19 protein-coding genes are annotated in these 19196 nt (G+C 66.1%); 1 reads left to right on the forward strand and 18 read right to left on the reverse strand.

Annotated features, from left to right (window positions below):
• Window positions 1-298: 298 nt before the first annotated feature.
• The 18 genes from AB4Z37_RS30585 to AB4Z37_RS30670 form a co-directional block, all read right to left on the reverse strand.
• Window positions 299-544 carry a DUF2274 domain-containing protein gene (locus AB4Z37_RS30585; protein ID WP_024537615.1) on the reverse strand — a complete coding sequence of 82 codons (246 nt, stop codon included), beginning with the start codon at window positions 542-544 and terminating at the stop codon, window positions 299-301.
• Entirely contained in the window at window positions 541-1809 is a 1269-nt protein-coding gene (locus AB4Z37_RS30590; RefSeq protein ID WP_441520487.1) for a TrbI/VirB10 family protein, read from the reverse strand. Before AB4Z37_RS30590 ends, AB4Z37_RS30585 begins: the two co-directional genes overlap by 4 nt.
• 2 nt (window positions 1810-1811) lie before the next feature.
• On the reverse strand, window positions 1812-2804 hold the full coding sequence (trbG, locus tag AB4Z37_RS30595) for a P-type conjugative transfer protein TrbG (RefSeq protein ID WP_441520488.1): 993 nt from the start codon (window positions 2802-2804) through the stop codon (window positions 1812-1814).
• Complete coding sequence (gene trbF / locus AB4Z37_RS30600) at window positions 2801-3505, reverse strand: conjugal transfer protein TrbF (RefSeq protein WP_074923307.1); 705 nt, start codon at window positions 3503-3505, stop codon at window positions 2801-2803. Before trbF ends, trbG begins: the two co-directional genes overlap by 4 nt.
• An 11-nt stretch (window positions 3506-3516) precedes the next feature.
• Window positions 3517-4872: a P-type conjugative transfer protein TrbL gene (gene trbL / locus AB4Z37_RS30605; protein ID WP_074923306.1), complete on the reverse strand. Its 1356-nt coding sequence runs from the start codon at window positions 4870-4872 to the stop codon at window positions 3517-3519.
• Between the two features lie 12 nt (window positions 4873-4884).
• Entirely contained in the window at window positions 4885-5640 is a 756-nt protein-coding gene (gene trbJ, locus AB4Z37_RS30610) for a P-type conjugative transfer protein TrbJ (RefSeq protein ID WP_012436237.1), read from the reverse strand.
• Window positions 5637-8114, reverse strand: coding sequence for a conjugal transfer protein TrbE (gene trbE / locus AB4Z37_RS30615; RefSeq protein ID WP_012436236.1), 2478 nt, complete (start codon window positions 8112-8114; stop codon window positions 5637-5639). The genes trbJ and trbE overlap by 4 nt, the downstream gene beginning before the upstream one ends.
• A 19-nt stretch (window positions 8115-8133) precedes the next feature.
• A complete protein-coding gene (locus AB4Z37_RS30620; RefSeq protein WP_012436235.1) occupies window positions 8134-8418 on the reverse strand; it encodes a VirB3 family type IV secretion system protein in 285 nt (94 codons plus the stop codon).
• On the reverse strand, window positions 8415-8699 hold the full coding sequence (locus AB4Z37_RS30625; RefSeq protein WP_441520492.1) for a TrbC/VirB2 family protein: 285 nt from the start codon (window positions 8697-8699) through the stop codon (window positions 8415-8417). The genes AB4Z37_RS30620 and AB4Z37_RS30625 overlap by 4 nt, the downstream gene beginning before the upstream one ends.
• A 104-nt stretch (window positions 8700-8803) precedes the next feature.
• A complete protein-coding gene (trbB, locus tag AB4Z37_RS30630; protein WP_012436233.1) occupies window positions 8804-9841 on the reverse strand; it encodes a P-type conjugative transfer ATPase TrbB in 1038 nt (345 codons plus the stop codon).
• Complete coding sequence (locus AB4Z37_RS30635; RefSeq protein WP_012436232.1) at window positions 9838-10302, reverse strand: CopG family transcriptional regulator; 465 nt, start codon at window positions 10300-10302, stop codon at window positions 9838-9840. Before AB4Z37_RS30635 ends, trbB begins: the two co-directional genes overlap by 4 nt.
• A complete protein-coding gene (locus AB4Z37_RS30640) occupies window positions 10299-12317 on the reverse strand; it encodes a conjugal transfer protein TraG (protein ID WP_012436231.1) in 2019 nt (672 codons plus the stop codon). The genes AB4Z37_RS30635 and AB4Z37_RS30640 overlap by 4 nt, the downstream gene beginning before the upstream one ends.
• Before the next feature lie 217 nt (window positions 12318-12534).
• Window positions 12535-12765 (reverse strand): EexN family lipoprotein, encoded by a 231-nt coding sequence (locus tag AB4Z37_RS30645; protein WP_012436230.1) that lies wholly within the window; start codon window positions 12763-12765, stop codon window positions 12535-12537.
• 25 nt (window positions 12766-12790) lie between these two features.
• On the reverse strand, window positions 12791-13705 hold the full coding sequence (locus AB4Z37_RS30650; RefSeq protein ID WP_012436229.1) for a LysR family transcriptional regulator: 915 nt from the start codon (window positions 13703-13705) through the stop codon (window positions 12791-12793).
• A gap of 17 nt (window positions 13706-13722) precedes the next feature.
• Window positions 13723-14655, reverse strand: coding sequence for an electron transfer flavoprotein subunit alpha/FixB family protein (locus AB4Z37_RS30655; RefSeq protein WP_012436228.1), 933 nt, complete (start codon window positions 14653-14655; stop codon window positions 13723-13725).
• Complete coding sequence (locus tag AB4Z37_RS30660; protein WP_012436227.1) at window positions 14656-15405, reverse strand: electron transfer flavoprotein subunit beta/FixA family protein; 750 nt, start codon at window positions 15403-15405, stop codon at window positions 14656-14658.
• Between the two features lie 24 nt (window positions 15406-15429).
• Window positions 15430-17211 carry an acyl-CoA dehydrogenase gene (locus AB4Z37_RS30665; protein ID WP_012436226.1) on the reverse strand — a complete coding sequence of 594 codons (1782 nt, stop codon included), beginning with the start codon at window positions 17209-17211 and terminating at the stop codon, window positions 15430-15432.
• A 24-nt stretch (window positions 17212-17235) separates the two neighbouring features.
• Window positions 17236-18588, reverse strand: a complete 1353-nt coding sequence (locus AB4Z37_RS30670) for an MFS transporter (RefSeq protein WP_221306544.1) — start codon at window positions 18586-18588, stop codon at window positions 17236-17238.
• A gap of 282 nt (window positions 18589-18870) precedes the next feature.
• On the opposite strand from AB4Z37_RS30670, the gene AB4Z37_RS30675 reads away from it, so the two are divergent.
• The gene (locus AB4Z37_RS30675; protein WP_012436224.1) at window positions 18871-19149 is read left to right on the forward strand and encodes a transposase; all 279 of its coding nucleotides are present in this window, start codon (window positions 18871-18873) and stop codon (window positions 19147-19149) included.
• The last annotated feature ends 47 nt before the right edge of the window (window positions 19150-19196 follow it).

Below are 19196 nucleotides of genomic sequence, written 5' to 3' on the forward strand. Positions count from 1 at the left end.
CAAAAAAGTTCTGGTGTCAAGTCCTTCGTGCAAATCACGCAGAGCTTGAAACCGTATATGGGACAGTAGGTTAGCTCGTTTTCAGGCCACTTTGCGGAAGTGCGGCCTTGTGGGCTAGGAGCCACATAGGAGCGTCGGGAGGGAAAGCCGGATCGCGCTGGAGCGTGCGGGATTGCCGAGGAACGGCGGGCCTGTCGCACCATCATAGCCCAAGAGGCTTTGCGTGCGGCATCCAGAGAATGAAGAACGCGCAGCCTGGGGCTGCGCGTTCGACGGATGCCATTGGTACGCGACGCCATCATGTCGGCTTCGTTGGCGCGCTCCGTGTCGCTGTGCCCTTCCTGAATCCCCGATCCCCCGCCATGAACGCCTCCAGCATGTGCGGGATAAGCGTCGTTGCATCGACGGTCTCGCCATATGCCTGCGCGTGCAGCGCGGCATAGCGGTCGAGGGTGGCCCTCAGGCTGGCCGGGCAAGCGAAGGTCAGCTTGACGCTCTCGGTCTTGGGCAGTGGCCCGAGCCGCAGTTTCTTGGTCGTGCTCATTGCATCGCTCCCCGCTGGAAGAACATTGGCTGGTACGGACGCAGCACCAGATCGCGGTTGGCGATGATCCGCACCGGCAGGCCGGGCCGCTCGGTCAGCGTCGGCTGGATGTTCATGTTGCGCCGGGTCATCTCCTGCCCGACCTGGTTGATGCTGTCCTGTGCGCTGTCGCGCCCGGCGATCACGATGCGGTTGCCGTCCTGCCGGTTCTCCGGCGCGGCCAACTCGGCGCCGATGCCCAGCAGCGTCGTCAGCGCCGCACCGGCGACGATGCGGCTCCAGTGGTAGTCCACACCGTCTTCCAGGCCCGAATAGCCGGCCGGATCGGTGCCGACGAGGTTGTCCAGCGTCAGCGAGGACGTGTCCGGCAGGATGATGCGGTTCCAAACCACCTGCACCCGGCTCTGTCCATAGCTGACCTGGCTGTTGTAGCGGCCCAGGATGCGCGAGCCCTGCGGAATCAGCAGGAACTTGCCCGTGGCCGTGTCGTAGACCGGCTCCGTCACCGTGGCGATCACGTCGCCCGGAAGATCGGACTTGATGCCTGTCACCAGCGCGCCAGCGATCACCGTCCCGGCCATCACCTGATACGGCGAGGACGGCATTTTCAGATCCCCGGAATTGCGGGTTTCCGTAGAGCCGCCTTTCAGGAACGCCTCTTTCTGGTCTTGTCGATTCTGCACAGCGGTCGGGTCGGCGGGCTGGGCCGCCGTCGAGGCCGGCCCGGCGGCGAGCGGGTCGAAGCCCGCCAAGGCCGATGCTTGGCCAGCCGCAGCGACTTGCGCAGCCGCTGGCGCGGCGGTCTTGCCAGGCGTGCCCGAGCGGAAGAACACCGAGGAAGCTGCTGCCGCTTCAGCTTCCTTGCGCCGTGCATCCTCCGGGTCGTGGCCCGGCGGCGCGTAGGTGGGCGTCACCGGCTGCTGCGCCTTCACGATGGCCGGGCCAAGGTCGCCCGGCAGCGGCGGCCCCAGCTCGGGCACCTTTCGCGGCAGCTTGGAGTAATCCGAAGGCAGGCCATCCAGCCCCTCGGACTTCGAGACGCGATCGACGTTGTAAAGCTCGGTCTGCTCGCCTGCGCCGCGCCGGTGCGGCTGCAATGACCAGATCGTGGCCCCGAGCACGGCGACCGACAGGCCACCGGTGAGCATGGCCAGCGTGCGCCGGTTCAGGCGTGTGACCGGGCGCGGCTGGGCGCGCAGCGCCACCGCCTCGGGCGCGACCTTGCCCGCCTGCGGCGCAAAGTCAGGGGAATCGTCCTGGCTCATGCTCAGTTCCTCCGCGTGCCATCGGTACGTTCGATCCGCACCACATCGCCCTTGTCCCCGCCCAGGCGTAGTTCGGCGGCGCCGAACAGGCGATCCACGATGTAGTACGGCGGCCGGAAGCGGTAATTGACGAGTTGCCCATCGCCCTGGGCGCCGATGACGAACAGCGGCGGCAGTTCGCCTTGGGCGATGCCCGGCGGAAACTGGATATAGACCTTCTCGCCATCGTCGAAGGCCCGCAGCGGCTTCCACGGCGGATTGCTGCCGCTGACCGCATAACGGAAACGGATCTTCTCCAGCGACAGGCCAGCATCGACCGGCGCGGCGGCGCTGGCCGCCTGCGACTGGCGCTGCAAGGCCAGCATCTTGTCCTTCGGATATTCCCAGGACACCGAGGCCATCCACGTCTTCTCGGTCGAAGTCAGCTCCAGCAGGTAGGTGCGCCGACTGGTCGTGATGACCAGGTTGGTCTTCAACCCTGAGCGGATCGGCTTGACCATCACGTTGACGCGCAGCGCATCACCGCTGCCGCTCGATGTGTCGCCGACGATCCACCGGACGGTATCGCCAGCGGCCACCGTCACCAGTTCCTCACCCGGCTGGAGCGCGATCACCGTCGCGCGGCCCACGGCTGCATAGACCTGGTACAGCGCGCCATCGGTGAAGGGCCAGACCTGGATTGCGTTGACGTAGCCCTCGCGCGTCGGCGCGATGCGCGCCTCGGCGTTGGCGCGGGACACCCGCACGGTTTCATCGGCGGGTTCCGGCGTGGGCTTGGCATCCGGCACAGGTTTCATCTGCGCCGGCATCGGCAGCACCTGCGGCACGGCCACCACTTCCACAGGCGCAGGCGGCTCCGGCAGAGGCTGGGCCTGCACCGGCTCATCGAGCGAAATGGACGGCGGCGGCTTGCCCTGCGAAGCGCAGCCTGCAAACAGGACGGTGGATACCAGCAGGATCACCGGCAAGGCGGATTTACGGAAATGTGCGTTCATGGTTTTGCTCCTTCGTTTCCTTCCAGTTCGCGGCTCCACGACAGACCATTGACGTAGATGCCCAAGGGGTTCTTGCGCAGACGCTGCTCGGTGCGCGGGGCTTGCAGCACCGTGGAAACCACCGCGTTCCAGCGCTCGGTGCGATCCAGCGCACCGTTCACAAAGCGGGTCTCCGTCCAGCGCACGTTGAAAGACGTGTCGCTGGCGCGGGTCACGCTGGTGATCTGCACCGTCACCGACTCCTTGCCGATGCGCGCGAACGGATCGTTCACCCGCGCGTACTCGTTAAGCACCACGGCGCCCTTGTCGGTCGTGTAGTCGTAGGCATCGAGCCAGTTCTGCCGCACCACGATGGGGTCGATGGACAGCGAGCGCACCAGCCCGATGAAGCGGCCCAGGTGATAGGCCATCTGGGCATCGCTGGGCCGGTATGGCGTGGCGGCTTCGCCGACAGCGCGCACTTGGCCCACGTTGTCCACCTCCACCACGTAGGGCGTAACGATGGACTGCGCCGAGCGCCAGACCAGGCCGCCGGCCATCAGTACGGCCAGCGTGAGGCAGCCGAAGGCCATGAAGCGCCAGTTCTTCGCCTGCACGCGGGCCGAACCGATGCGCTCGTCCCAGACCTGGGCGGCGGATTGGTATGGGGTAGCAGGCTGCGGCGTATCGGCGTAGCGCACCTGCGGTCGTTTGAATCGCATGGGAGTTCTCCTTATGAGTCGGAATCGCGAAGGCTTGGGCCTTGACTGGAGCTGCCGCCATCGCCGCCGCGCAGCGTGTGGGCGGCGGTGGTCGCCGCATGGGTGAGCTGCTGCCTGCGATGCAGGCGCTTGGCCCACGCGGGTTGTTCGGCAGATGGAGCCGATCCGGCAGCGTCAGGGCCGGTGGGTGCGGCGCCGGAGGCTGATGTGTCATCGGGCCGGAAGGCGGCAGCGACACGCTCCTTCATCGAGCGTGCGCCTTCGGCCACCTTCTGCCCCGCCGCCTGCGCGCCAGTCTTGGCAACATTGCCCACGCCCGCGGCGGCACCTTTCAGGCCTCCACCGGCCGAAGCGGAGCCCGCCTGGTACGCCGACCTGGCGCTGCTGGCGGTCGATGCCATCGAGCGGGCACCGCTGGCCGCTGCTTTGGCGGCTGCGGGCGCCATGCGCGCGCCAGCCGCCACGGCGCTGCCGACGCCAGTAGCCGCGGCACCGACCGCCACAGCGGTTCCGGCTGCACCGATGGCAGCACCGGCCATCGCGCCCGCGCCGAGCTGCGGCCCGCCCGATACCAAGCCCGTTGCAATGCCCGGCCCGAAGATGCCCAGGGCGAGCAGTGACAACGAGGCCAGCATGATGACCAGCGCCTGGTCGATGGACGGCTCGGAGCCCGGCGGTATCCTGAATTCGGCGAACAGCCCCGAGCCGATGCCCACGATGACGGCGAGTACCAGCACCTTGATGCCCGAGGACACCACGTTGCCCAGCACCTTCTCGGCCAGGAACGCCGTCTTGTTCCAGAGGGCAAACGGAACCAGCACGAAGCCCGCGAGCGTGGTCAGCTTGAACTCGATCAGCGTGACGAAGAGCTGCACCGCCAGCACGAAGAAGCTGACGATGACCACCAGCCACGCGAGGAACAGCACGACGATGGGCGCGATATTGATGAACACCTCGGGGAAGCCCGCCATCTCCCGGATCTGGTCGAGGATGGGCGCCGCCGCGTCGATGCCGGCCTTGGCCAGCCGTCCCGGCTGCAGGAAGTTGCCCATGCTCAAGGTCGAGCCGCTGGCCGTCAGGCCCAGCCCGGCGAAGGAACGGAACAGGATGCCCGCCAGGGTGTTGAAGTTGCCGATGATGTAGGCGAAAGCACCCACGTATAGCACCTTGCGGATCAGCTTGGCGATCACGTCCTCGCCCTGGCCGGTGGCATGCCCCATCGCCCAGAACAGCCCGGCCAACGTCATGTCGATGACGATCAACGTTGCGGTCAGGAACGCCACCTCGCCCTGCACCAGGCCGAATCCCGAGTCGATGTAGCGCGAGAAAACGTCGAGGAAGCGGTCGATGACCGAAACGTCGTTCATGGCCCGGCTCCGTCAGCGGCTGTAGAAGTTCACGGGCTGCGGCGTGTACGGCGTGCCAGTGCCCACGAAGCGCCGATTCACCTCGCGGCCACGCTCCACTGCGGCGGCCTGCCGCGCCAGCTCCAGCGAGGCCGCGCGGTCCTGCGTGATCTGCAAGCGCTGGGTCTGAATGGACTGCTTGGCCTGCAGGGCCAGCAACTGGTTCATGGCCTGCATCGCCTGGAGAGCGCCCACGGCGGACTGGCTCTTGCCCACGAGGTCGGCCAGCACGCCCTCGTCATCGCTCAGGTTCTGCGAAGCCTGGGCCTGCATCTGCATGGTGGTCTGAAGGCCAGTGAGCGTGTTCTTCCAGCGCTCCTGCGCATCGCGGTACATCTGATTGCCGCTGACGGTGGCGGAGTACTGTTCGGGGTACAGACGCTGGAACATCTGGTCCATGTTCGCCACGTCGTAGGCCATGCCCTTGGCCTGGGCGATGAGCCGCTGGGTGGTCGCCAGGTTGGCGCGCAGCTGGCCCACCACGCTGGACGGCAGGCTGGCCAGGTTGCGCGCCTGGTTGATGAGCATCTGCGCTTCGTTTTGGAGCTGGCGGATCTGGTTGTTGATCTGCTCCAGCGTGCGAACGGCGGTGAGCGTGTTCTGCACCAAATTGGTCGGATCGAACACGATGTCGCCAACGCCGAACAGTGCATGCGCGGGCTGCGCAATGCCGAAGGCGAGCACGCAGGCGGTGGTCAGCGCGGCGAGATTGTGGGCATGGGGTTTCATGGCAGGTTCTCCTGGGAATGGCTGGGGATGGGGGCGGCACCCGGCGCGGGGCCGGGGAAATCGCGCAGCAGATCGGCCGCCCAATCGAGGCTGCGGTGGCGCAGCCATGCGGCTGCGAACGGGGTGGAAGCGGAAGGTGTGGAGGTGCTGGCGGCAGCGAGCACCGCGTCGATGTCGCGCTGGTCCTGCGCCGTGGATGCGCCCGCGAAGGCCAGCGTCGCCGGTCCCAGGTCGAGGTCGAACAGGCGATTGCCGAGGCGGGATTGGTAGTAGTAGTCGCGCTTGGGCTGCGCGGTGGCGACGATCTCGATCTGGCGCAAGTTCAGCCCAAAGCCTTCGTAGATCGTGCGAATCTGCGGCTCGGTCGCCTGCGGGTTCGGCAGGAAGATGCGGCTCGCGCAGCTTTCGATGATCGCGGGCGCGATGCTCGAATCCTTGATGTCGGCCAGGCTCTGCGTGGCGAAGATGACCGACACGTTCTTCTTGCGCAACGTCTTGAGCCACTGGCGAATGCGCGCGGCAAACACCGGGTCATCGAGGAACAGCCAGGCTTCATCGAGGATCAGCAGCGTGGGCGCACCGTCAAAGCGCTCATCGAAGCGCGCAAAGAGGTAGTGCAGCACGGCCATGACGGCGGCCTTGCTGTGCATCAATTCCTCCATCTCGAAGCACTGCACGGAGCCAGCGCCCAGGCGATCCGAATCCGCATCCAGCAGCTTGCCGTGGGCGCCGCCCAGCACGTACGGCGCAAGCGCCTGGCGCAGCGCATTCGATTGCAGCAGTACCGACAGGCCCGTCATCGTGCGCTGTTCCATCGGCGCACCGGCGAGACTGCCGAGCGCCGACCAGATAGCGGCCTTCTCTTCGGGGCCGACGGCCACGCTCTCATGCCGCAAGCGCCCTTCGATCCATTCGGCGGCCCAGGTGCGGTAGCCCTCGCGGTCGATGCGGGCGAGAGGCTGAAACGCGATCTCGCCATCCATCCCGAGGTCGTAGTGCTCACCACCCAGCCCGAGGATGGTGGCGCGCATCGAGCGCCCCATGTCGAAGGCAAAGATGCGCGAGCCGCGATAGCGCCGAAACTGCATCGCCAAGGTGGCGAGCAGCACCGACTTGCCCATGCCCGTAGGGCCAGCCACCAGCGTGTGGCCCACGTCGCCGATGTGCGTCACCAGCCGGAACGGCGTCGCGCCCTCAGTGCGCGTGACGATCAGCGGCGGGCCGTCGAGGTGCGCGTTCTTCTCCGGCCCGGCCCATACCGCCGACACCGGCATCAGGTGCGCCAGGTTCAACGTGGAGACGATGGGCTGGCGGACGTTGGCGTAGGCATGGCCCGGAATGGACGACAGCCACGCATCCACGGCGTTGAGCGTTTCGGGGATGGTGACGAAGCCACGCCCCTGGATGACGCGCTCCACCCTGCGCAGCTTCTCGTTGGCCACGGCGGCATCCGCGTCCATGACGGTGACGGTCGCTGTCACGTAGCCGAAGGCCACTTGATCGCTGCCCAGCTCCTGCAAGGCGGCATCGGCATCGGTGGCCTTGTTGCTGGCGTCGGTATCGACCAGCGGGCTTTCCTGCTGGAAGATCGTCTCGCGCAGCAGCGCGATGACGTTCTTGCGTTTGGCGAACCACTGACGGCGCAGGCGGGCGAGTTCTTTTTCCGCCTCGGCTTTGTCCAGGCAGAGAAAGCGCGTACTCCAGCGATACGCGAAGCCCAGACGGTTGAGGTCGTCCAGAATCCCCGGCCAAGTCGAGATCGGAAAACCGCGCACCGACACCACGCGCAGGTGCTGGTCGCCCAGCATCGGCGCCAAGCCACCGATCAGCGGCGCGTCGGCCAGCAGCGCATCGAGGTGGAATGGCACCTCGGGCACGCCCACGCGGTAACGCCGTGTAGACACGGTGGCGTGCAGGTAGGTCAGCGTCTGGCTATCGTCGAGCCAGGCGATCTCCGGCATCACGCCGTCGAGCAGGTCAAAGATGCGTTCCGTCTCCGCGATGAAGGCAGTCAGGCGCTCGCGCCAATCGACGCCTTCGGTCAGCCGGTTCTCGTACAGCAGGCCCGCGGCACGGGCACGGGCCTCCTCGGGCGGCAGGTACACCAGCGTGAGGTGGTAGCCGCTCTCGAAGTGATTGCCCAAGTCCTCAAAGGCGGCCCGTCGCTCCTCGTCCACCAGCCACGACAGCGGCTCGGGAAACTCCGAGTGCGGGTAGTTGGCGGCGGGCCGGCGCTCGGCTTCGATGAACAAGGCCCAGCCCGAACCCAGCCTGCGCAGCGCGTTGTTCAACCGTGCTGACGTAGAGATCAGCTCGCCCTGCGTGGCACTGTCGAGGTCTGGCCCCCGAAAGCGCGCCGTGCGCTGGAAGGAGCCATCCTTATTCAGCACGACGCCCGGAGCGATCAGCCCGGCCCAAGGCAGCCAGTCAGCCAGCAAGGCCGGGCGCTGGCGGTATTCGGCAAGGTTCAGCATGCGATATCTCCCTTTGCCCCTACACGTCCAGCAGCGGCCGGTGCTTGATATGGCGCGCGAAGACTTGCATGAACCGCGGATCGACACGCGCGCCCCAGACCGCCAACGCATGGCCGGCGATCCAGAGCACCAGGCCCGGAATCCACAGTTGCAGGCCCAAGCCCACGGCCGCGGCCAAGGTGCCATTGGCAATCGCCACCGTGCGCGGCGCGCCGCCCAGCAGGATCGGCTCGGTCAGCGAGCGGTGCAGTGGCACTTCGAACCCCGGAGCGAACCCCTGCACGCCATCGTGGGCCGCGCTCATACGACAGCCCCGCCCGAGAAGCTGAAGAACGACAGGAAGAACGAGGACGCGGCAAACGCGATCGACAGACCGAAGACGATCTGGATCAGCTTGCGAAAACCGCCCGAGGTATCGCCGAAGGCCAGCGCCAGGCCCGTGGCGATGATGATGATGACCGCGATGATCCGGGCCACCGGACCCTGGATCGACTCCAGGATGGATTGCAGCGGCCCCTCCCAAGGCATCGAGGAACCGGCGGCCTGCGCGGTGCCTGCGAGCAGCAGCATCAGCGCCGCGAGCATCAGGCCCTGCAGGGCTGGGCGTGCCAAGCCATCCAGCCGCGCGGGACGGCAGCGCAGGGCAAGCGGGTTTGCAGAAATACGGAAAGCAGGAACGATCATCTGCGTCATGGCAGTTCTCCAGGTTGGTCAGGGGACAGGGAAGAAAGGTCGGACTGCGACAGCAGCTCCGGGAATGGAGCCTCCAGCGCATCCGCCAGTTGGTAGCCCGCGCCATCGAAGCCGACGACGCGGGCGATGCTCTCGATGCGGCGCTTGCGTCCGCGCCCGGCGATGTGGATGACCACGTTGACCGCTTCCGCGATCAGCGCACGGGGCGGGTTCTCCGCCACTTCGAGAATCAGTTGCTCCAGGCGCAGCAGCGCGCCCAGCGCGGAGCCGGCGTGGATGGTGGCGATGCCGCCGGGGTGGCCCGTGCCCCATACCTTGATGAGATCCAGCGCCTCGGCACCACGCACTTCGCCAACGATCACGCGATCCGGGCGCAGGCGCATGGAAGAGCGCACCAGCTCGGTCATCGACACCACGCCCTGGCGCGTGCGCAGCGGTACGTGATCGCGCGCCGCGCATTGCAGCTCCACCGTGTCTTCAAGCACCAGCACGCGGTCACCGGTAGCGGCAATCTCGGCGAGCAAGGCATTGGCGAGCGTGGTCTTGCCCGTGCTGGTGCCGCCTGCGATCAGGATGTTCTGGCGCTCGCGCACGGCGCGCACCAGCAGGCCCGCCTGCGCGGCGGTCATCATTCCGTCCTCGATGTAGCGCGACAGTGGGATCACGCCAAAGGCGCGCTTGCGCAAGGCGAAGGCCGGCCCCGGCGCGGCGGGCGGCAGGATGCCCTCGAAGCGTTCGCCCGTCTCGGGCAGCTCTGCCGTCAACAACGGCTGGCCCCGATGAACTTCCGTGCCAACGTGAGCTGCAACGAGGCGGATGATGCGTTCGCCATCGGCCTCGGACAGTTCCACGCCCATCGGCGCGCGGCCCGTGGACAGACGATCCACCCAGAGCGTGCGATCGGGGTTGAGCATGATTTCCACCACGTCCGGGTCTTCGAGCGCGGCAGCGATCAGCGGCCCCATGGCCGTGCGCAGCATCTGGATGCGGCGATCCAGCGAGGTGGCCGTGAAGGAGGAAGGAACGGCGCTCATAAGGCACGCTCCTGGGCATCCGCGACGGCCGCAGCGCCCTCCGGTCGCGTCGGATCGGTGTGCAGTTCCTCCACCACATCCCGCACCAGGCTGCGCCCGCGCAGCAAATGGCGACCGAGCTGCTCGACGAACTGCTCGAAGCGGGCCTTGCCCTGGGCGCGAGCGGCATCCTGATGGGCCTCGGGCACGGGTGTGCTCACCGTGAGGAAATAGCGGATGAACAGCGCCAATGTTTCGATGGCAATGTTCTGGTCGCGCTCCAGGCGCTCGGCGTGGCGCGACAGGCGGTCCAGCCGCTTGGCAATTGCCGCCTCGCGCTGGTCGGCCGCATCGGGCGACAGCCAGGAGGCCAGGGCCGCCGCGACGATGCTGGACTTGGACACGCCCTTCTTGGCGGCCAGTTCATCGAGCCGCTTGCTGTGCTCCGGCTGGATGAACACATTGAGGCGGTGTTGGGTCATAGGTCGATTCCGTCGTCAGGGTCGAGGGAAGCCAGCCGGGCCGTGCGCTGCAGGGCCGGATCGAGCTGGCGAGGAAGGGGATGCGGCATGTCGTCGTCATCGAGCAGCCCGAGGTCGGCTGCGGGCGCAACCAGGTCGGGGTCGTAGGTGACGGCTTCGGAAAGTTCGGGCTGGCGGCGTGGGCCGCTGTCGTCGGCCGAACCCAGGTTCTCCAGCCCATCGGCGGCGTCGGCCGTCGGTGCGACCGGCATGGCGGGAATCGCCAGCCCGCTCCAGTCGTCGGCGCGTTCCGGTGGCACATCGGCATAGCGCCCCTGCATGGACAGGGTTGCAAGCACCGGCGGCGGAAGCACGCGCCGCTTGAAATTGCTGTCCGCGTAGTAGCGCAGCTTCTTGGCCTTGATGGGCGCCACGCTGGACACCATCACCACGGCCTCGTCGGGCGGAAGCTGCATTACCTCGCCCGGCGTGAGCAGCGGACGTGCCGTCTCCTGGCGCGACACCATCAGATGCCCGAGCCATGGCGCGAGCCGGTGGCCGGCGTAGTTGCGCTGCGCGCGCAGCTCGGTCGCGGTGCCCAGCGTTTCGGAGATGCGCTTGGCGGTGCGCTCGTCGTTGGTGGCGAACGTCACCCGGACATGGCAGTTGTCCAGGATCGAATGGTTCTGGCCGTAGGCTTTGTCAATCTGGTTGAGCGACTGGGCGATGAGGAAGCTGCGGATACCGTAGCCGGCCATGAAGGCCAGGGCCGTCTCGAAGAAGTCGAGCCGTCCGAGCGCGGGGAACTCGTCGAGCATCAATAGCAGCTTGTGGCGGCGCGCGATGCCGTCGCTGCCGTCGAGCGATTCCGTCAGCCGTCGCCCGATCTGGTTGAGGATCAGGCGAATGAGCGGTTTCGTCCGCGAAATGTCCGAAGGCGGCACCACCAGGTACAGCGACACCGGATGCTCGGCCGCGATCAGGTCGGCAATGCGCCAGTCGCAGCGCGAGGTGACTTCGGCCACCGTGGGGTCGCGGTACAGGCCGAGGAATGACATGGCGGTGCTCAACACGCCGGAACGCTCGTTGTCCGATTTGTTCAGGACTTCGCGCGCTGCCGATGCCACCACCAGATGCGGCCCACCACCGATGTGCGGCGTGGTCATCATCCGATGCAGGGTCAGCTCGAAGGGACAGGCCGGGTCGCTGAGGAAGTTGGCGACTCCGCGCAGCGTCTTGTCTTCGCCTGCGTAGAGCACGTGCAGGATGGCCCCAACCAGCAGCGCATGCGAGGTCTTCTCCCAATGGTTGCGCCGCTCCAGTGCTCCTTCGGGATCGACCAGAATGTCTGCGATGTTCTGCACGTCGCGCACTTCGTGCGCGCCGCGCCTCACCTCCAGCAGTGGGTTGTAGGCCGACGACTTCGCATCGGTCGGGTTGAACAGCAGGCAATGCGAGAAGCGCGAGCGCCAGCCGGCGGTGATGCTCCAGTTCTCGCCCTTGATGTCGTGAATGACGGCCGATGCAGGCCAGCTCAACAAGGTGGGAACCACCAGGCCCACGCCTTTGCCCGAGCGGGTGGGCGCGAATGTCAGGACGTGTTCCGGGCCTTCATGGCGCAGGTACTGCTGGCGATGCAGGCCGAGGAACACGCCCGCAGGCTGGTCAAGGCCCGCCTTGTGGATGTCCTCCGCATTGGCCCAGCGGGCCGAGCCGTAGGTCGTGACCAGCTTGGACTGGCGCGAGCGCCAGATCGACATGCCGATGGCAACTACCATCGCGATCAGGCCGCTGCCTGCGGCAATGGCACCGCCCGCGTCGAAGATATGCGGCGCGTAGGCGTCGAAGAAGAACCACCACTCGAACAGGCCCCAGGGGTGGTAGACCGGCGTACCGAAGAAGTCGAACCACGGCGAGCCCAGGCGTAGCTGGTAGCCCAGGGCCGCTGCTGTCCATTGCGTGGCGCTCCATACGCCAGCGATCACGATGCCGAAGACGACGGCAATCTGACCGAACAGCACGTTCGTTCCTTGCATTGGTCAACCTCCCACTACGGCACAGGAACGTGCCGTAGTGCCGAGGATCAAGGCGAGCGTGCAGGCCGGTCAAAGACCGTTATGGCGGGGATTCAGGCCAAAAGAGCCAGACTTCTTGCGGTGGCGAAGACAATAAAAATGCCGCATGCGCGAGCGCGCTGCGGCGTGATGAGGTAACTGCGAGAACTTTGTCGCGGCGCCGCGACGGAAGGTTACCTTATTGGGACTTCTGCTCCGGCCGGTCACCAAAGAAGCGGCGATTCGCGGCCTCGGCGGCACGTCGGCAGAGTTCTTCGCCGGCCTTCGCGCGCTCTTCCTTGCACAGGCGCTGGACTTCCTTGAGACGCTCAGGATGGGCCACGAGGAAGTCCACGGTTTCCGTCGGTTGGGATGGCCCACAGGAGGCTGTCAGTGCAGCGGCCATCAGCAGCGACAGGAATCGGGGCATGGCTTGGGTCCTTTCAGCAGGTGGATCAGGAGTCCTCGGCGGCGCTGGAGCCATCCGCCGAATCAATGGAGTCCACTCGTGCGATGAACCGAGCCAGCATTTCGGAGGGCTCCACGTCACGGTGCAGCAGATACGTGGCCAGCATCTGCGACTTGCCCGCCAAGCGCCGGGCCACAACACCTGGCCCACGGCCGGATGCAATGTGCGCGGCGCCCGCCAAACCAAGTGCCAATCCGGCGGAGACTAAGGTCATCATCACCTCATAGGACGCCACGCGCTGGGCGATCAGTGGCTGTTGCTCGTAGCGCTGCAAAACGCGATCAACTTGGCGTGCATGGCCTTCGCATATCGCCGGATCGCATAGCGCCAGCGGATAGCGCAGCACTTCTTCCAACGGAACGTGCTTGTGGGCCAGCACAGGATGGCGAGCTGGGACCGCCACCATCAGCTCGTCTTCCCACGCAGGCCTGACCACAATGCCGTCGCCCACCTCTTCGGCCATCGAAAAGCCGACGTCATACAGGTCATCGTGCAGACCCTTGATCTGTTGGTCCAACGGCATCTCAAATAACCGAATGTCAATCTCTGGATCTTCCTCTCGGCACCGTGCCAGCAGCGTCGGCATTCGCGAGGGCGTGATGCCATCGGACAAAGCGATGCGCAACTGTCCCTGAAACCCACTGGCGGCGGACTTGACGCCGTCACACGCCTGTTTCAGAGCTTCGAAGATTCGCGGCACCCGCTCCAGGAATGCCATTCCGGCAAAGGTCAGGCGGGTGCTTCGCGTGGTTCGCGTGAACAGTTGCGCCCCGAGCTCTTCCTCTATCTCCTTGATGGTGCGCGACAAAGGGGACTGATCGATGTGCAGCTTTTCCGCTGCGCGGCCAAAGTGAAGTTCTTCGGCCACCGCTATAAAGCAACGCAAATGCCGAAGCTCCATGGTGTATCTCATCCAAGTTAAAAGGCCTTGACGAGTTCCGGCACAGCCGCGAACAGGTCCGCCTCCAGCCCGTAGTCGGCCACGCTGAAGATCGGCGCCTCCGGGTCCTTGTTGATCGCCACGATCACCTTGGAGTCCTTCATGCCCGCCAGGTGCTGGATCGCCCCCGAGATGCCCGCCGCCACGTACAGCTGCGGCGCCACGATCTTGCCGGTCTGGCCCACCTGCAGGTCATTGGGCGCGTAGCCCGCATCCACCGCCGCGCGGCTCGCGCCGATGGCCGCGCCCAGCTTGTCGGCCAGCGGGGTGATGACTTCGTCGAATTTTTCCTTGCTGCCCAGCGCACGGCCGCCGGAGACGATGATCTTGGCCGCCGTCAGTTCGGGCCGGTCGCTCTTGGCGATTTCGCTGCCCACGTAGCTGCTCTTGCCGGTGTCTGCCGCTGCGGTTGCCGTTTCCACTGCTGCGTTGCCTCCGGTCGCCGCTGTGGCGTCGAAGCCGGTGGTGCGCACGGTGATGACTTTGGTGGCGTCGCTGCTTTGCACGGTGGCGATGGCATTGCCGGCGTAGATGGGGCGTTCGAAGGTGTCGGCGCTCACCACCTTGGTGATGTCGCTGATCTGGGCGACGTCGAGCTTGGCGGCCACGCGGGGGGCCACGTTCTTGCCGCCGGCCGTGGCCGGGAACAGGATGTGGCTATAGTTGCCGGCGATGGCCAGCACCTGGGCGGCCACGTTCTCGGCCAGGCCGTGGGCCAAGCCTGCGGCGTCGGCGTGGATGACCTTGGCGACACCGGCGATCTGGGCGGCGGCTTGTGCGGCAGCGCCGGCATTGTGGCCGGCCACCAGCACGTGCACGTCGCCACCGCAAGCGGCTGCAGCCGTCACGGTGTTCAGGGTTGCGCCCTTGATGGATGCGTTGTCGTGTTCAGCAATAACGAGTACCGACATTTAGATCACCTTCGCTTCGTTCTTGAGTTTTTCGACCAGGGCGGCCACGTCAGCCACCTTCACGCCGGCGCCGCGCTTGGCGGGTTCGGTCACCTTCAGGGTCTTCAGGCGCGGGGCGACTTGAACGCCGAGGTCTTCGGGCTTGATGGTGTCCAGCGGCTTTTTCTTGGCCTTCATGATGTTGGGCAAGGTGACGTAGCGCGGTTCGTTCAGACGCAGGTCGGCGGTGATGACCGCGGGCAGCGTGAGGCTAAGGGTTTCCAGGCCGCCGTCCACTTCGCGGGTCACGGCTGCCTTGTCGCTGGCGAGCTCGACCTTGGAGGCGAAGGTGGCTTGCGGCAGACCGGCCAGCGCCGCCAGCATCTGGCCGGTCTGGTTGCAGTCGTCGTCGATGGCCTGCTTGCCCAGGATCACGAGGCCGGGCTGTTCCTTGTCGATCAGGGCCTTAAGCAGCTTAGCCACGGCCAGCGGCTGCAGTTCTTCATTGGTCTCGACTAGGATGCCGCGGTCGGCACCGATGGCCATGGCGGTGCGCAGCGTCTCCTGGCATTGAGACACGCCGCACGAGACGGCGACGATCTCCGTTGCCGCGCCTTTCTCCCTGAGCCGCACAGCCTCTTCGACGGCAATCTCGTCGAAGGGGTTCATGCTCATCTTGACATTGGCGATGTCCACGCCGCTGCCATCGCTCTTGACGCGGACCTTGACGTTGTAGTCAACCACCCGCTTGACGGGAACCAGGATTTTCATGGGAGGGTTTCCTTTCAGGATCATTCAGAGTTGATCGTCCGCCAGGGCCAGCGTGCTGGCGGCGCCGCCCGTGACGATGTCGCGCAGCATCGGCGCCTGCACCAGGACATGCGCCGCGTAATGGCTGGCTGTGGCGCGCTTGGTACCGAGAAAGCCCGCATCGCCCGCGCCCGCCGCGAGTTGCGCGGTAGCGGCTTCGGCCATGCGCGCCGACAGCCAGCCGCCGATCACGGTGCCCGCCAGCCGCAGGAAGGGCACGGCGCCCGCCGCGCACTGCGCGGGTTGACCGTCGTGGGCCAGCAGCCAGTCGACCGCTTCGTCCAGCGCCTGGGCAGCGGCTGCCAACGCGCGGCCGATCTGCGCCAGCACTGCATCGGGCGATTCGACCAACCGGCGCGCATCGCCGTCGATGCGGCCCAGCAGCGCCTTCAGCGTGCGCCCGCCCTCGCGTGCCAGCTTGCGGCCGATCAGGTCGTTGGCCTGGATGCCCGTGGTGCCTTCGTAGATGGTCGTGATGCGCGCGTCGCGCATGTGCTGGGAGGCGCCGGTTTCCTCGACGTAGCCCATGCCGCCATGCACCTGCACGCCGTCGGACGTGATGCCCTGCGCGCTGTCGGTACACCAGCCTTTGACCACCGGTATCAGCAGGCCGACCAGGGCCTGCGCCTGCGCGCGCTCCTGCGCATCGGCGTGGCCCGCGGCGCGGTCCATCTGACCGGCGCAGAAGTAGGCCAGCGCGCGCATGGCCTCGGTGCGGGCCTTCATGTCCATCAGCATGCGCCGCACGTCCGGGTGGCCTGCGATGGCGGTGCTGCCGCTGATCAGCGGCTTGCCCTGCACCCGCTCCAGCGCATAGGCGCGTGCGCGCTGGTAGGCGCGCTCGGAAATGCCCACGCCTTCCAGGCCAACGTTCAGCCGCGCGTGGTTCATCATGGTGAACATGCAGGCCAGCCCCTGGTGCGGCTCGCCGACCAGGTAGCCGATAGCGCCGCCGCTGTCGCCAAAACTCATCGACGCCGTGGGGCTGCCGTGGATGCCCATCTTGTGCTCAATCGACGTGCAGGCCAAGTCGTTGCGTTCGCCCAGGGTGCCATCGTCGTTGACCAGGTACTTCGGGCACAGGAACAGCGAGATGCCTTTCACCCCCGGTGGCGCATCGGGTAGGCGCGCCAGCACCAGGTGCACGATGTTCTCGGCCATGTCGTGCTCGCCCCAGGTGATGAAGATCTTGTTGCCGCTGACGTGGTAGTGGTCGCCCTCGTGTACGGCACGGCTGCGCAGCGCGGCCAGGTCAGAGCCGGCCTGGGGCTCGGTGAGGTTCATGGTGCCCGTCCAGCGGCCCTCGACCATGGGTGCCAGGAAGCGGCGCTGGAGTGCGTCGCTGCCATGGTGCGCAATGGCCTCCACCGCGCCCAGCGTGAGCATCTGGCACAGGCTGAACGCGAGGTTGGACGACTTCCACATCTCCAGCACGGCGGTGGAGACCAGCGTGGGCAGGCCCTGGCCGCCCCATTCGGTGGCAGCGGGCATGCCGTTCCAGCCGTTCTCGCAGAAGCTGGCCCAGGCTTCGCGAAAGCCGTCGGCGGGCGTGACCCGACCATCGTGCCAGCGCGCGCCCTGCACGTCGCCGGGGCGGTTGAGCGGATCCAGCACGCCAGCGGCGTAATTAGCCGCCTCCTGCAGGATGGCCTCGACCAGGTCGGGCGTGGTTTCTTCATGGTCGGGCTGGGCGCAGATCGCGTCCAGGCCGCCGACCTCTTTCATGGCGAACAGCATTTCGCGCAGGGGGGCTATGTAGACAGACACAGCGAATTTCCTTGATGGCTACGATCAGGCGTTTTGCGGCGTCTGTTGCGACGGGCGCAACTCGCGTGCAGCCTCTTGCGGGCCCACCGACGCCGGGCCGCCATGCCTGATGAACGCCAGGGCGATCGAGCCGATGATTCCGAAAGCCCCGATCACCAGGAAGTTCTGCTCCAGCGGCAGCTCAAGCGCAACGATCTGGCCGATTAGCAGCGGCGCCGCGATCGCGCCCAGGCGCCCCACGCCGGAGGCCATGCCGATGCCGGTCGAGCGGATGGACATCGGGTAAAACTGCCCGCAGTAGGCATAGGCCACCAATTGCGCGCCGGTGGTGCAGGCGCCGACCGCGCCGATGATCAGATAACGCAGCTCGGTCGAGGTCTGGAACGTCATCAGGTACAGCAGCACGCCGCCCAGCGCATACATCCCCACCAGCACCCACTTGATGTTGAACTTGTCGGCGAGCCACCCGCCTCCCACGGCACCGATGATGGCGCCAACGTTCAGCGCGATCACGAAGCTGAGGGCAGACCCCAGGCTGTAGCCAGCCATAGCCATCAGCTTGGTCAGCCAGCTGCTGAGCGCATAGACCATGAACAGGCCCGAGAAGAAGGCGATCCAGAACAGCACCGTGCTCGGGCCTCGCCCGTCCTGGAACAGCCGGGAGACCGGCGCACCCGCCACGCGGTCGGCGGTGGGCACGACGAACTGGGCGTCCGCCGGGTGCTTGACTCCCGGCTGGAGATTACGGGCCACTTCGGCCAGTTCGCCGTTGCGGCTGCGCGAGATCAGGTAGGTCATTGATTCCGGCACCAGCTTCAAGATGAACGGAATCAGCAGGACCGGCACACCCGCTGCGATGAAAACGACCTGCCAGCCGTACTCGCCGATCAGCTGCTTGCCGAGCACCGCGGCCAGGATGCCGCCCAGTGCGTAGCCCGAAGTCATCAGCGCCGTCATCAGGCTGCGGATCTTCTTGGGCGAGTACTCGACCATCTGTGCCACGATGACCGGCAGCACACCGCCAATCCCCAGGCCCGCGATGAAGCGCACCACGCTGAAGCTGATGGGATCCTTGGTGAATCCGGCGGCCGCGGTGAACACGCTGAACAGCATGACGCCAATGGAGAGGGCCCAGCGCCGACCAATCCGGTCGGACAGCGTGCCCAGAACCATGGCGCCGAACATCATGCCGAACAGGGCCGAACTGGCCATGAAACCGGCAGTCGATGCGTTCACGCCCATCTGCTGCATGATGGACGGCAGGGCGATGCCCACCACGGCGATGTCATAGCCGTCGATGATGAGAATCAACAGGCACCACAGAAGCACCTTGGCATGAAAGCGGTTGAAGCGAGCGTCGTCGGCGAGCTTCTGCATGTCGATTTGGCACACGTGTTTGTCTCCTTTGAGTTAGGCTCTGGATCGTGGGGCGGCGGTCATCGCCGCTCCGCTACATGTCGTCCAGCGCACACAAGGAATCCTAGGTGCCGGTGCTGCGAGCCGCGATGACGAAGCGCCCCGATCGAATGACAAACGGCCCCTTTCTGAGAGCACTGTTCAAGTGCGCCAAGAGGTCAGGCGTCAAGCTGAATATGGTCGCCGCGTGCGGCTGATATTCCAGCACGAAGGGCGCTTCTGCCTGCTGGGAACACCCCGGCAGTGTTGGGTGCCCAGGGGCTCACGCCCCATCGTCGGCGCACGCCTCAACGCCAGACCCTGTACGCCTTCGCCGCCGTCAGCACGCACGATGGCGTGATTGACTCTCTGGTGCTGCCCTGGGCCAACGCTGAGACGATGCAGGTGTTCCTGGCCGAGATGGCGCGACGCCATGCCGTCGAGTTCATCATGATGGTCATGGATCAGGCGGGTTGGCACATCGCGGGTCACTTGGATGTGCCACAGAATATGCGCCTAGAGTTTCTGCCAGCCTTGAGCTGAACCCGGTCGAGCATCTGTGGAAGGTGCCGTGCCAGGATTGGTTTGCC

It is taken from the genome of Bradyrhizobium sp. 2TAF24 (genome assembly GCF_052115025.1).
In the GTDB taxonomy this organism is placed as follows: domain Bacteria; phylum Pseudomonadota; class Alphaproteobacteria; order Rhizobiales; family Xanthobacteraceae; genus Bradyrhizobium_A.

Excerpts from the sequence above, each read along its gene's own strand:
- trbL (WP_074923306.1), bottom strand. The coding sequence starts at position 4,872 with ATGAACGACGTTTCGGTCATCGACCGCTTCCTCGACGTTTTCTCGCGC.
- AB4Z37_RS30655 (WP_012436228.1), bottom strand. The coding sequence starts at position 14,655 with ATGTCGGTACTCGTTATTGCTGAACACGACAACGCATCCATCAAGGGC.
- AB4Z37_RS30650 (WP_012436229.1), bottom strand. The coding sequence starts at position 13,705 with ATGGAGCTTCGGCATTTGCGTTGCTTTATAGCGGTGGCCGAAGAACTT.
- AB4Z37_RS30635 (WP_012436232.1), bottom strand. The coding sequence starts at position 10,302 with ATGACCCAACACCGCCTCAATGTGTTCATCCAGCCGGAGCACAGCAAG.
- AB4Z37_RS30645 (WP_012436230.1), bottom strand. The coding sequence starts at position 12,765 with ATGCCCCGATTCCTGTCGCTGCTGATGGCCGCTGCACTGACAGCCTCC.
- AB4Z37_RS30625 (WP_441520492.1), bottom strand. The coding sequence starts at position 8,699 with ATGCTCGCGGCGCTGATGCTGCTGCTCGCAGGCACCGCGCAGGCCGCC.
- trbB (WP_012436233.1), bottom strand. The coding sequence starts at position 9,841 with ATGAGCGCCGTTCCTTCCTCCTTCACGGCCACCTCGCTGGATCGCCGC.
- AB4Z37_RS30620 (WP_012436235.1), bottom strand. The coding sequence starts at position 8,418 with ATGAGCGCGGCCCACGATGGCGTGCAGGGGTTCGCTCCGGGGTTCGAA.
- trbJ (WP_012436237.1), bottom strand. The coding sequence starts at position 5,640 with ATGAAACCCCATGCCCACAATCTCGCCGCGCTGACCACCGCCTGCGTG.
- AB4Z37_RS30590 (WP_441520487.1), bottom strand. The coding sequence starts at position 1,809 with ATGAGCCAGGACGATTCCCCTGACTTTGCGCCGCAGGCGGGCAAGGTC.
- trbG (WP_441520488.1), bottom strand. The coding sequence starts at position 2,804 with ATGAACGCACATTTCCGTAAATCCGCCTTGCCGGTGATCCTGCTGGTA.
- AB4Z37_RS30640 (WP_012436231.1), bottom strand. The coding sequence starts at position 12,317 with ATGCAAGGAACGAACGTGCTGTTCGGTCAGATTGCCGTCGTCTTCGGC.
- trbE (WP_012436236.1), bottom strand. The coding sequence starts at position 8,114 with ATGCTGAACCTTGCCGAATACCGCCAGCGCCCGGCCTTGCTGGCTGAC.
- AB4Z37_RS30660 (WP_012436227.1), bottom strand. The coding sequence starts at position 15,405 with ATGAAAATCCTGGTTCCCGTCAAGCGGGTGGTTGACTACAACGTCAAG.
- AB4Z37_RS30585 (WP_024537615.1), bottom strand. The coding sequence starts at position 544 with ATGAGCACGACCAAGAAACTGCGGCTCGGGCCACTGCCCAAGACCGAG.
- trbF (WP_074923307.1), bottom strand. The coding sequence starts at position 3,505 with ATGCGATTCAAACGACCGCAGGTGCGCTACGCCGATACGCCGCAGCCT.
- AB4Z37_RS30670 (WP_221306544.1), bottom strand. The coding sequence starts at position 18,588 with ATGCAGAAGCTCGCCGACGACGCTCGCTTCAACCGCTTTCATGCCAAG.